Raw genomic sequence first — 12,367 nt, 5'->3', positions numbered from 1 at the left:
GAGCGGCGGCCTTCAGGCCGCCGCCGGCTTGCGCTGCCGCTCGCGCCAGGCCCGGTAGAGCGGCGTCACCAGCACGAGGGCGGTCAGCAGCGCGATGATGATCGACACCCAGGACGACACCAGCACGGCCGGGTTGCCCTGGGAGATGGTGAGCGAGAGCCGCAGCTGGCTCTCGGCCATCGGTCCGAGGATGAGCCCGAGCACGACGGGCGCCTGCGGATAGCCCAGCTTCTCCATCACATAGGCGACGAGCCCAACGCCGACGAGGATGTAGAGATCGAACATCGCGTTGTTGACGGCATAGACGCCGATGGCGACGAAGAGGATGATCAGCGGCGCCAGCACCACGCGCGGCAGCCGCAGCACCTGGCCGAAGATGCGCGTCGCGGCAAGGCCGCCGACGACGAGCAGCAGGAAGGCGGACAGGAGCATCTGCAGCATGAAGCCGTAGACGACGTCCGGATGGTCGCGGAAGAGCTGCGGCCCGGGCCTGAGGCCGTGGACCAGCAGCCCGCCGAGAATGATGGCCGCGACGCCCGAGCCCGGAATGCCGAGCGACAGGGCCGGAATGAGCGCGGCGGCATTGTCCGCGCCGTTGCCGGCCTCCGAGGCCGCGACACCCTCCGGGTTGCCCTGCCCGAAGGTTTCCGGGCTGCGCGCCACGCGCTTGGCGTCGTTATAGGCGAGGAAGGACGACATGCTGCCGGCGGCGCCCGGCATGATGCCGATGAAGACGCCAATGGCGGAGCTGCGCAGCCAGACGGGCAGGAAATAGCGCCATTCGCGCAGGACGGAGCGCTGCTTCCTGAATTTCAGGGCCGCGGCCGACATGCCTTCCTTGATCGATTCCTCCGCCATCTGGAAGACCGGCGGCAAAGCGAAGAGCCCGGTCAGCAGCACCACGATGCTGAAACCGTCCATCAGCTCGAGGCTGCCGAAGGTGAAGCGCTCCGTGCCGCTCGTCAGGTCCTGCCCGACCGTGCCGATGAGGAGGCCGATGAGCGAGGCGGTGACACCCTTGACGAGGTCGTCGCCGAGCAGCGCCGAGATGGTGGCAAGGCCGAGCATCGCCAGCCAGAAATATTCCGCCGGCCCGAACAGCAGGCTCACCTTGACGAGCGGCGGCGCGAAGAGGATGAGCGCGATGGCCGAGAGGGCGCTGCCGATGACGCCGGAGACGACCGCGACCTGCAGCGCATAGGCGGCTTCGCCCCGCTTCGTCATCTCGTAGCCGTCGAGGATGGTGGCGACGGAGGCCGGCGTGCCGGGCACGCGCATGAGGATGGCGGGAATGGCACCGCCATAGCTGCCGGCATTGTACATGCCGGCCATCATGCCGAGCGCGAACAGCGGATCGAGCCCGAAGGTGATGGGAATGAGGATGGCGATGCCCGTCGTCACCGTGAGGCCGGGCAAGGCGCCGACGACGAGGCCGGCGATGGAGCCGATGACGACGGCGAGGAGATTGGCCGGCGCGAAGACGTGTGGCAGGGCGTGGACAAGGGCATCGATCACCGCACCGTCTCCCACAGGTGCATCAGGACGTCGGGCGGCAGGGGCCGCTCGAGAACGACATTGAAGATGAGCACGATCGCGGCGAGCGTGCCGAGGGCGAGCGGGACGGTGAGCGCGAGGCGCCGATAGCCGAGCACGAACGGCAGGCCGACGGCGAGCGCGAAGCTCGGCAGCAGGTAGCCGGCGACGCCGATGGCCGCGACATAGGCGACGAGGATCACGACCGCGAGCAGGAAGCGCGGCAGATGGGCGAAGAACGGCTGCCCGCCGGCTTCGGCGCCGTGCCGGAGCTGGCGCACGGTGACCACGACGGCGCACAAGGCGAGCAGTGCCGCCAGCACGCGCGGGAAGGCCGCGCTCTCGGCCGGATAATCGGCCGAGAGGACGAATACCGCACCCGCGACGGCGATGAGCGCCGCCGCGAACACGATCTCGACGATGCGTCGAGAGGGACCGGCCGTCACCGCCACGGCGAGACCTTCCAGGTCGCCTCGAGGTCGGCGGTGCTCTTGTCGAGGAAGGCCTTGTAGTCGCCCGAGGCGAGATAGTGCAGCGGGATCTCCGCCTTCTTGGCCGCCTCGAGGTATTCCGGATCGTTCAGGGCCTTGTCGACCGCCGCTTCCAGCTGGGCGACGATGTCGGCGGGCATGCCCTTGGGCGCGGCGATGCCGCGCGAGGACCCGGCCACGACGTCATAGCCCTGCTCGCGGAAGGTCGGCGCGTCCTTCAGATAGTCCGACCGCTCCTCGCTCATGACGCCGATGACGCGGATCTCGCCCTCGCGCGAGAGCTGCAGCGCCTCGCTGAGATTCATCGTCGCCGCGGGGATGTGGCCGCCGAGCACCGCCTGGCGCACCGGCGCCGTGCCGCCGAAGGGCGCGTGCGTCAGCTTGACGTCGGCCAGGCGCTCGAAATTGAGGATGGTGATGTGCTCGGACGAGCCGACGGCGCCGGAGGTGCCGATGGCGATCGAGCCGGGCTTCGCCTTGGCCGCCTCGACGAGGTCCTTCACGGACTGGTACGGGCTGTTCTTGCCGACGACGAGCACGCCCGGGTCGTAGACGAGGTTCGCGATGGGCTGGAAGTCGTCCATCTTGAACTTGGCCTTGCCCTCGACGACGAGCGCATTGATGGCCGGCACGTTGATGAAGCCGATGGTGTAGCCATCGGGCTTGGCCTGGGCGACCGCCGTCCAGCCGATCTCGCCGCCGGCGCCGGGCTTGTTGATGACGGCGATGCGCGCGCCGCCGCCGAGGTGCTTCTCCATGAAGCTCGCGATCGAGCGGGCGGCAACGTCGGTGCCGCCGCCCGGCGCGAAGGCGACGATCATCTCGATCGGCTTCGTCGGATAATCTGCCGCAAGGGCGCTGCCGGACAACGCCACGGCGGCAGCCACTCCCATGAGCCCTGCGCGGAAAACTCGTTTCATCTGCTCCACTCCTCCGAAAATCCGCCGCATCGGGACGGCGGCGCACAGCCGATCTTATCGTCCTCTATAACGGCCGACATGTTCTTTTCAACGTACCGCACAAGGACAGCTTTGCCGGCACGATGGCGTGACGATAGCCCAGGCGCAGCGGAATAGGTTTTCCTTTCACGCCGCTGCCGGCCCCCGCCCTGAAAATGCCGTGCGGACGCTCGTCCCTGCCTGAAATATTACTGTCACCCACCGTGTGGAGCCGAACAGGGGCACCGGCCGAAAATTCTGCTATTGAGGGCCCCCATCGGCCGCTGCCGCCCGACCCCGAGGCTCGACATGACACCATCCCGCGATATCGAGGTGCTCCTTGCCATCATGGCGGCGCTGCGCACGCCGGGCACCGGCTGCCCCTGGGACCTCGAACAATCCTTCGATACCATCGTGCCCTATACGATCGAGGAGGCCTACGAGGTGGCCGACGCGATCGAGCGTCGGGATTTCCTCGACCTGCGCGACGAGCTCGGCGATCTCCTGCTGCAGGTCGTGTTCCATGCCCGCATGGCGGAGGAAGAGGGGCTGTTCGCCTTCGGCGACGTCGTCCAGGCGATCACCGCCAAGCTCATCCGCCGCCATCCGCATGTCTTCGGCGAGGCGCGCGATCTCGCCCCGGAGGCGGTGAAGGCGCTCTGGCACGACATCAAGCGGCAGGAGAAGGACGAACGCCGCCGCGAGCGCTCCGCCGCGGGCGAGGAGGAGGACGCGCCGCGGGGCCTCCTCGCCGACGTGCCGAAGGTGCTGCCCGCGCTGACGCGGGCCGAGAAGCTGCAGCGCAAGGCGGCGACGGTCGGCTTCGACTGGACCGAGCGGCGGGCCGTCGTCGACAAGATCCGCGAAGAGCTGCGCGAGGTGGAGGAGACGCTCGATTCGGCCGACCGGGCGGCTCAGCAGGATGAGATCGGCGACCTGCTGTTCGCCGTCGCCAATCTCGCCCGCCATCTCGACATCGACCCCGAGGCGGCGCTGCGCGGCACCAATGCCAAGTTCGAGCGCCGATTCCGCTTCATCGAGCAAGTCGTTGAAGACAAAGGCGCTTCCATGTCCGACGTCTCCCTCGAGGACATGGAGGACATCTGGCAGGAAGCCAAGCGCAGGGAACGCGAGGGCGCGTGAGGCTCAGGCCGCAACCCGCCGCGCGCCGGGGCAGCGCCGGGTCAGGCGTGCCTCCTTGTCGGGCGACAGGCGGATGGTCAGCGCGATGTGCCCGTCCTCGCCCTCCTCGCGCTTGAGGATTTCGGCCTCTTCATAGAGCCAGTTGAGCGTCGCCCCTTCCGTCGGGGCGAGGTCCACCTGGTATACGGGGCGGCCGGCGGCGATGCGCGCCTCGATCTCGGCGAGCAGGGTGTCGATGCCGTATCCCGTCTGGGCCGACACGAGCACGGGCTGCCCGTCGCCCTTGCGCACGGCGAGCGTGGCGAGGCGCTCGCGGCCCGCATCGTCGAGCAGGTCCGCCTTGTTCCAGACCTCGATGAGGCTGCGCTGGCGCGCTTCGTCGATGCCGAGCTCGCGCAGGATGGTCTCGACGTCGGCCGCCTGGGCCTCGGTGTCCTCGTGCGACACGTCGCGCACGTGCAGGAGCACGTCGGCCTCGACGACATCCTCCAGCGTCGCGCGGAAGGCGGCGACGAGCATGGTCGGCAGGTCCGAGATGAAGCCGACGGTATCGGAGAGGATGGCCTTCTCGCCGTGCGGCAGGGTGATGGCGCGCGCCGTCGGGTCGAGCGTCGCGAACAGCATGTCCTCGGCCATCACCGAGGCGGTGGTCAGCCGGTTGAACAGCGTCGACTTGCCGGCATTGGTGTAGCCGACCAGCGCGATGACGGGATAGGGCACGCGCCGGCGGCTGGCGCGGTGCAGCGAGCGGGTGCGCTTGACCTGTTCGAGGTCGCGCTCGATCCGTGTCATGCGCTCCTGGATGATGCGCCGGTCCGCCTCGATCTGCGTCTCGCCCGGGCCGCCGAGGAAGCCGAAGCCACCGCGCTGGCGTTCGAGGTGCGTCCACGAGCGCACCAGCCGGCTCTTCTGATAGGCCAGATGCGCCAGCTCGACCTGGAGCGCGCCCTCGCGTGTCTGGGCCCTGCGGCCGAAGATCTCGAGAATGAGGCCGGTGCGGTCGATGACCTTGCACCCCCAGGCCCGCTCCAGGTTGCGCTGCTGCACCGGCGACAGGGCGCAATCCATCACCACGAGGCCGATGTCGGAGGCCTTGATGGCCCCGGTCAGCTCCTCGACCTTGCCCTTGCCGAGATAGGTCGACGGGCGCACGTCGTCGAGCGTCACGATGAAGGCCTCGACGACGTCGAGGTCGATGGCGCGCGCGAGGCCCGCCGCTTCGTCGAGCCGCGCCTGCGGATCCCGCAGGTTCGCTCCGCCCTCCTCCCGCACGCGTGCCTTGCGCGCAGGATAAGGACCGACGACGAAGGTCGCGGTCCCCGAGGCGACGGTCTTCTCAGGCTCGGTCAGGTGCGCGGCAAGCGCGCCCTTTCGGTTTTTCGGTTCGGTCAAGTCAGGCCTTTTCGCCGCCCTCGTCGCCCTGCTCGAAGAGCTGAATCGGATGGCCCGGCATGATCGTCGAGATCGCATGCTTGTAGACAAGCTGCGAATGGCCATCCCGGCGCAGAAGGACGCAGAAGTTGTCGAACCAGGTCACGACGCCCTGCAGCTTCACGCCATTGACGAGGAAGATCGTCAGCGGAACCTTGTTCTTACGGACGTTGTTGAGAAAAGTGTCTTGCAGGTTCTGCGTGCGTTCGCCCGCCATTGTTGAGCCTCGTCAGCCGTGCCGCCGCCGGTCCTCGGCGCGCTTTTGTTGTTCTTGCCCGCTGGAGAGAATCGTCCCAGGCCCAGGGCATATCAAGACCGGTTGATATCATTACAAAGGCATAGGACTTTACGCGCAAGTGGTCTTGCGCGCATTAAGTTTGTTTATTGCCGTTTTAGGCGAGTTCCGCCGTGGAATGGAGCGCGCGCCTGAGGCCGAGCGCGACCTGGCGTTGGCGGAACGCGCCTTTCCATTCTGCTCACGAGCCGATTCCCAGCGACTTGAGCTTGCGATGCAGGGCTGAGCGCTCCATGCCGATGAACTCGGCGGTGCGCGAGATGTTGCCCGAGAAGCGGTTGATCTGGGCGATGAGATATTCGCGCTCGAAGATCTCGCGCGCATCGCGCAGCGGCAGGCTCATCAGCTTCTCGCCGCCGGCGCCGGCCGGCGTCGTCGGCACGAGCGAGCCGATCTCGGCCGGCAGCATCTCGGCGGTGACCGACACGTCCGGATCGCCGCCGGCGAGGATCATCAGCCGTTCGACGTTGTTGCGCAGCTGGCGCACGTTGCCCGGCCAGTCGTGCGTCTGCAGCACCGCCATGGCGTCCTCGGCGATGAGGCGCCTGGCAAGGCCCGTCGCCGACGAGATCTGCTCCATGAAGAACTCGACGAGCTCCGGCACGTCCTCGCGCCGCTCGGCGAGCGAGGGCACGCGGATCGGCACGACGCTGAGGCGGTGGAAGAGGTCCTCGCGGAACCGGCCGGCGGAGATGGCCTCGGTGAGATCGTGGCTCGTCGAGGAGATGATGCGCACGTCGACATGGACGCGCGTCGCACCGCCGACGCGCTGGAAGTTCTGGTCCACGAGAACGCGCAGGATGCGGTTCTGCGTCTCGCGCGGCATGTCGGCGATCTCGTCGATGTAGAGCGTGCCGCCGTGGGCCTCCTCGAGCGCGCCGGTGCGCCGCGCCCTGCCCTCGCCGGCCTCCACGCCGAAGAGCTCGCTCTCCATGTTCTCGGGCGTGATCGTCGCCGCGTTGATGACGACGAAGGGCCCGTTCGCCCGGCTGGAGAGGCCATGCAGCGTGCGCGCCGTCAGCTCCTTGCCGGCGCCTGGCGCGCCGCTGATGAGGACGCGCGCGTTCGTTGGCGCCGTGCGCTCCACCACCTGCCGCAGCTGGTTGATGGCGGCCGAGCGCCCGACGATGCGGCTTGCCTGGACCGAGCGCGTGCGCAGCTCCTTGATCTCCCGCTTGAGGCGCGAGGCCTCGAGCGCACGCTCGGCGACGAGCACCAGCCGGTCGGCCTTGAAGGGCTTCTCGATGAAATCGTAGGCGCCGCGCTTGATGGCGGAGACGGCCGTCTCGATGTTGCCGTGGCCGGAGATCATGATCACCGGCAATTCCGGATGGTTCTCCTTGATGTTGTCGAGAACCTGCAGTCCGTCGAGCCGGCTGCCCTGCAGCCAGATGTCGAGGAAGACGAGGTGCGGCCGCCGCTGCTCGATGCTGCCCAGCGCCTCGTCCGAGCTGCCGGCGGTGCGCGTGCGGTGCCCCTCGTCCTCCAGAATTCCGGCGACGAGCTCGCGAATGTCGGCCTCGTCGTCAACGACCAGGATGTCTGCGCTCATCCTTCCTGCCCCGTATGCAATGCCGCGGCTCTCGCAGGCCCGCCCTCATCGGGGGAGCCTTCGGCCGCGTCGGTCATGGGAAACCACAGTCTGACGCGCGCGCCGGAGCGCCCGCGCTCGTCCGGCGGTGCATCGATGAGCTCGATGCCGCCGCCGTGGTCTTCGAGAATCTTGCCGACGATGGCGAGGCCGAGGCCCGTGCCCCCTTCTCGCGTCGTCATGTAGGGTTCCAGCAGCCGCTGGCGCCCCTCGCGCGGGAAGCCCTTGCCGTTGTCGGCGATGTCGATGACGACCCGCCCGCCGTCCTCGATCGTGACGGCGACGGCGATGCGGCCCGGCCCGCGCTCCTCCTCCGGCACGGCGAGCACCGCCTCGGTGGCGTTCTTGACGATGTTCGTCACCGCCTGGGAGATGAGGCGCCGGTCGAAGCGCGCGGCGATGGATTCGGGCTCGTAGCGCTCCTCGAAGGTGATCTCGGGATTGCCGACGCGCATCAGGAAGACGACCTGCCGCACCGTCTCCACCACGTCGTCGCGGGCGAGCGACGGCTTGGGCATGCGCGCGAAGGACGAGAACTCGTCGACCATGCGCTTGATGTCGTCCACCTGGCGCACGATGGTCGCGACGCACTGGTCGAAGACCTCCCGGTCGCTGACGATGACCTTGCCGTACTTGCGCCGGATGCGTTCCGCCGAGAGCTGGATGGGCGTCAGCGGGTTCTTGATCTCGTGCGCGATGCGCCGCGCGACGTCCGCCCAGGCAGAGGTGCGCTGGGCAGTGACGAGGTCGGTGATGTCGTCGAGCGTGACGACGAAGCCCTTGTCCTGGCCGACTGCCTGCTCGCTGGTGACGCGCACCGTGAGCATGCGGTCGCGCCCGTCGCGGTTGATGGAGATCTGCCCCTGCACGAACTGCCGGTGGCGGCTGGTGAGGGCCTCCTCGACAAGCTCCGCGAGCTCCGGCACCGCCTCGGCCACGGGGCGGCCGACGAGGCGCGACGCCGGCTGGCGCAGCAACTGCTCCGTCGAAGGATTGACGATGGTGATGCGGCCGCGCGCATCGGTGCCCACCACGCCCGCGGAGACGCCGGCGAGCACCGCCTCGGTGAAGCGCCGGCGCTTGTCGAGCACATCGCTCGCCTCGGTGAGGCTGTCGTGCTGCTGGCGCAGCTCGCTCGTCATCTTGTTGAACGTGGCACCGAGATGGGCAAGGTCGCCCTCCGCGCGGCGGATCGGCACCTGGACATAGAAATTGCCGGTCGCCACCTGGTCCGTGGCGTGGATGAGGCGGCGGATCGGCGCGACGAGGCGGTTGGCGAAGCTGAGGCCGAGCCACACCGCCGACAGGAGGACGATGAGCGCGACGAGCGCGAACATCGAGGCGAAGGCGATCTGGATGCCGGCCTTCTTCGCCTCGAGCGCCTGGTAATAGGCGACGCCTGCCTCCGCCTCCCCCGGAAAGGAGACGGCGCGCGGATCGACGGCCCGCGCCACGAACAGCACCGCATCGTCATAGGAGGGGAGCTTGATGACGGCGCGGAAGATATTGCTGTTGCTCGTGATGAGGCAGTCGGCGTCGGTCGGGCTCGCCCCCGCCAGCACCTCCTTGTCCGGCAGCGTGAGGCCCTCGAGCTGCTTGGCCTCGATGCGCTCCAGGACCTCGCCGTCCTGCTTCAACAGCATGGCGACCGGAAAGCCGAGATAGAGCGCCCGGGAGGTCATGAAATCCCGGTAGAGCCGCCGGTCGACGTCGAACATCGGCTTGGCGCGGTTGAGGTCGTCGGCCATCAGGTAGGTCTCGCGCACCAGCGAGCGGCACTGGCTGTCGCGATAGGCCCTGGCGATGTCGAGCGTGTTCGTCATCAGCGCCTTGAGCGAGCCCGTGAACCAGGGATCGAGCCCCCGCTCCAGCGTCACGGTGGCGACGATGGCGACGAGCACGGCCGGGAAGGCCGCGACGAGGCTGAACAACGAGACGATGCGCACGTGCAGCCCCGCCGCGGCGGCACCCCGGCGCCGTGCGCGAAACAGGCTCCACGTGTCCCACAGGACGATCGCGACGAGCGCGATGACGAGGACGACATTGATGAACAGCGCCCAGACGACGACCTCGTGCGTCGGCAGGATGGGCGTGAGCCCGGCGAGCACCAGAAAGGTAATGAGCGCGCTCGCCAGCGCCGTGACCACGGCGATGGTGCCGACCAGCCCGGAGACGCGCGCCGAGCCCTTCTCGTCGCGCACCGTGCTGCGGGTGCCCTGGTTCGATGTTGACGTCACGAGGCCTCGAATCTTCGAGCCGAACGGCTCAGCAAGCGACTCGACTGCCCCTGTGATGCATCAAGACAACAGTGTTGTCAAAATATGACAGAGCGCAGGGAGCGCTCATCGCGTGCTGCGGATCACCTGCATGTCGAGGTCGCGAATTTTCTTCCGCAATGTGTTGCGATTGAGACCGAGCAGCTCCGCCGCCTTGATCTGGTTGCCGCGGGTGGCGGCAAGCGCGGCGCCGATCAGCGGCGGCTCGATCTGCCTCAGGATGCGGTGATAGAGGCCGGGCGGCGGCAGCCGGTCGGGGAACTCGGCGAAATAGGCGGCAAGATGCTGCTCGACGGCCTCCGACAGGCTCGCGGGCGCCGCCGTCGCGATCGCGTCATCGGCAGCGAGCGCGCCGACGGGCTCCAGCTCGGCGTCGATGATCGGCGCGGTGATCGTCTCCTGCGGATAGAGCGCGGCGAGACGGCGCACGAGGTTCTCGAGCTCGCGCACGTTGCCCGGCCAGCGATAGCGCTTGAGCTTGTCGAGGGCCTCGGCGTCGATCTGCTTCCGCGCCAGCCCCTCCTTCTCGATCATGCCGAAGAAGTGGCGCGCGAGGTCGGGAATGTCCTCGCTGCGCTCGCGCAGCGGCGGCAGGCGCAGCGGCACGACGTTGAGGCGGAAGTAGAGATCCTCCCGGAACAGGCCCTGGTTGATGGAGACCCTGAGGTCCTTGTTGGTGGCCGCGATGATACGCACGTTGGTCTTGATCGGCACCCGGCCGCCGACGGTCGTGTACTCGCCCTGCTGCAGCACGCGCAGGAGCCGCGTCTGCGCCTCCATGGGCATGTCGCCGATCTCGTCGAGGAAGAGCGTGCCGCCCTCCGCCTGCTCGAAGCGCCCGGCGTTGCGGCCGGTGGCACCGGTGAAGGCCCCCTTCTCGTGGCCGAAGAGCTCCGATTCGATGAGGTCGCGCGGGATGGCGGCCATGTTCACGGCGACGAAGGGCCCGTTGCGGCGCTTGCCGTAGTCGTGCAGAGCGCGCGCCACCAGTTCCTTGCCGGTGCCCGACTCACCGGTGATCATCACGGTGAGGTCCGTCGGCATCAGGCGCGCCAGCGCGCGATAGATCTCCTGCATGGCCGGGGAACGGCCGACGAGGGGGATGTCCTCGCCCTCCATGCCGTGCGCCGAGACCGCGGCCCCGCGGGGGCGCGACAGGGCGCGGCCGACGATGGCGACGAGCTCCTTCAGGTCGAAGGGCTTGGGCAGGTATTCATAGGCGCCGCGCTCGGAGGCGCGGATCGCGGTCATGAACGTGTTCTGCGCGCTCATGACGATGATCGGCAGCTCCGGCCGGATCTTCTTGATGCGCGGCAGGAGGTCGAAGGCATTCTCGTCCGGCATCACGACGTCGGTGATGACGAGGTCGCCCTCACCCTGCGAAACCCAGCGCCACAGCGTCGCCGCCTGGCCGGTGGAGCGTACGTCGTAGCCGGCGCGCGACAGCGCCTGATTGAGGACCGTACGGATTGCTGCATCGTCGTCTGCTACTAGAACGCTGCCGCGCTGCATCTCGTTATCCCATCATGTCCTTGTTGCCCGCCCGTCGTGGGCGAGAAGCATCGGCATCAGCAGGCGGAAGGTCGTGCGCCGCGGGGCGGATTCGCACTCGACGATGCCGCCATGATCGCCGATGACCTTGGCGACCAAAGCAAGACCGAGGCCAGTTCCCTGCGCCTTGGTGGTCACGAAGGGATCGAAGAGGTTCGGCAGGAGGTCCTGCGGCACGCCCGGGCCGTTGTCGCGCACGCGGATCTCGAGCGGCAGGCTGAGGCGCTCCTCCGAGCCGCGGATCTGCATGCGCACGCCCGGGCGGAAGGCGGTGGCCAGCGTGATCTCGCCGTCGACGGCGTCCGGCCCGATCGCTTCGGCCGCGTTCTTCACGAGGTTGAGCAGCACCTGGATGAGCTGGTCGCGGTTGCCGTAGAGCGGCGGCAGCGACGGGTCGTATTCCTCGACGAAGCGAATGTGGCGCGCGAAGCCCGAGGTCGCCAGCCGCTTCACGTGGTCGAGCACGTCGTGGATGTTGACCGGGCCGCGCTCGATCGGCCGCTCCTCGCCGAAGACCTCCATGCGCTCGACGAGCTTCACGATACGGTCGCTCTCGTCGCAGATGAGGCGCGTGAGCAGGCGGTCGCCTTCGTTCGCAGTCGCCTCCAGCAATTGTGCGGCGCCGCGGATGCCGGAGAGCGGGTTCTTGATCTCGTGCGCCAGCATGGAGCCCAGCGCGGTGATGGACCGGGCCGCGCCGCGATGGGTCAGCTGCCTGTCCATTTTTTCGGCAATTGTCCGTTCTTGCAGCATCAGGACGACGCGGCCGCGCGGCTCGGCGAGGGGCGTCGCGAAAACGTCGACGATGCGCGAGCCGCCGAGACGCGGCGAACCGATGTCGACCCGGTATTCGCTGACGCTGGCCCCGCGCTGGCGCACCTCCTCGACGAGCGCGATGACCGGCGAGCCGAACGGCAGGAGCTCGCTGAGGCGCTGCCGGCGCAGGAGGTTGAGCCCCGTCTCGAAGAAGCTCTCGGCGGCGATGTTGGCCTGGGTGATGAGCCCCTCGGCATCAACAGTGATGACGGGAAGCGGCAGGACATTGACGATTGCATCGCCGTCCTGTTCGAAGCCTCTGTTCATGAGCGGCAACTCTTCGCTCGCGAAGATCTCCTGGG

At 68.1% G+C, this 12,367-nt stretch carries 10 protein-coding genes; 1 reads left to right on the top strand and 9 read right to left on the bottom strand.

Annotation, left to right across the window (positions count from 1 at the left end; translation table 11 throughout):
* Positions 1–12: 12 nt before the first annotated feature.
* From GGR16_RS05995 to GGR16_RS05985, 3 genes are read right to left on the bottom strand one after another with little or no spacing between them, the layout of a single operon-like run.
* On the bottom strand, positions 13–1,515 hold the full coding sequence (locus tag GGR16_RS05995) for a tripartite tricarboxylate transporter permease (RefSeq protein ID WP_183315980.1): 1,503 nt from the start codon (positions 1,513–1,515) through the stop codon (positions 13–15).
* Positions 1,512–1,985 carry a tripartite tricarboxylate transporter TctB family protein gene (locus tag GGR16_RS05990; protein ID WP_183315979.1) on the bottom strand — a complete coding sequence of 158 codons (474 nt, stop codon included), beginning with the start codon at positions 1,983–1,985 and terminating at the stop codon, positions 1,512–1,514. Before GGR16_RS05990 ends, GGR16_RS05995 begins: the two co-directional genes overlap by 4 nt.
* Entirely contained in the window at positions 1,976–2,944 is a 969-nt protein-coding gene (locus GGR16_RS05985; RefSeq protein WP_245258918.1) for a Bug family tripartite tricarboxylate transporter substrate binding protein, read from the bottom strand. The genes GGR16_RS05990 and GGR16_RS05985 overlap by 10 nt, the downstream gene beginning before the upstream one ends.
* 327 nt (positions 2,945–3,271) lie before the next feature.
* On the opposite strand from GGR16_RS05985, the gene mazG reads away from it, so the two are divergent.
* Entirely contained in the window at positions 3,272–4,105 is an 834-nt protein-coding gene (gene mazG, locus GGR16_RS05980; protein ID WP_183315978.1) for a nucleoside triphosphate pyrophosphohydrolase, read from the top strand.
* Between the two features lie 3 nt (positions 4,106–4,108).
* On the opposite strand, the gene hflX is transcribed toward mazG, so the two are convergent.
* From hflX to GGR16_RS05950, 6 genes are all read right to left on the bottom strand, one after another.
* Positions 4,109–5,497: a GTPase HflX gene (gene hflX / locus GGR16_RS05975; protein ID WP_183315977.1), complete on the bottom strand. Its 1,389-nt coding sequence runs from the start codon at positions 5,495–5,497 to the stop codon at positions 4,109–4,111.
* A 1-nt stretch (position 5,498) separates the two neighbouring features.
* Positions 5,499–5,753: an RNA chaperone Hfq gene (hfq, locus tag GGR16_RS05970; RefSeq protein WP_019403114.1), complete on the bottom strand. Its 255-nt coding sequence runs from the start codon at positions 5,751–5,753 to the stop codon at positions 5,499–5,501.
* Positions 5,754–6,012: 259 nt separating this feature from the next.
* Complete coding sequence (ntrX, locus tag GGR16_RS05965) at positions 6,013–7,383, bottom strand: nitrogen assimilation response regulator NtrX (RefSeq protein WP_019403113.1); 1,371 nt, start codon at positions 7,381–7,383, stop codon at positions 6,013–6,015.
* Positions 7,380–9,659, bottom strand: coding sequence for a sensor histidine kinase NtrY-like (locus GGR16_RS05960; protein ID WP_183315976.1), 2,280 nt, complete (start codon positions 9,657–9,659; stop codon positions 7,380–7,382). Before GGR16_RS05960 ends, ntrX begins: the two co-directional genes overlap by 4 nt.
* 105 nt (positions 9,660–9,764) lie before the next feature.
* The gene (gene ntrC / locus GGR16_RS05955) at positions 9,765–11,210 is read right to left on the bottom strand and encodes a nitrogen regulation protein NR(I) (protein WP_019403111.1); all 1,446 of its coding nucleotides are present in this window, start codon (positions 11,208–11,210) and stop codon (positions 9,765–9,767) included.
* Between the two features lie 12 nt (positions 11,211–11,222).
* On the bottom strand, positions 11,223–12,332 hold the full coding sequence (locus GGR16_RS05950) for a two-component system sensor histidine kinase NtrB (protein WP_026015297.1): 1,110 nt from the start codon (positions 12,330–12,332) through the stop codon (positions 11,223–11,225).
* Positions 12,333–12,367: the final 35 nt, after the last annotated feature.

It is taken from the genome of Chelatococcus caeni, assembly GCF_014196925.1.
In the GTDB taxonomy this organism is placed as follows: Bacteria; Pseudomonadota; Alphaproteobacteria; order Rhizobiales; family Beijerinckiaceae; genus Chelatococcus_A; species Chelatococcus_A caeni.
Note: the sequence above shows the minus strand (reverse complement) of the source record. Positions and strands in the feature narration are given on the sequence as shown.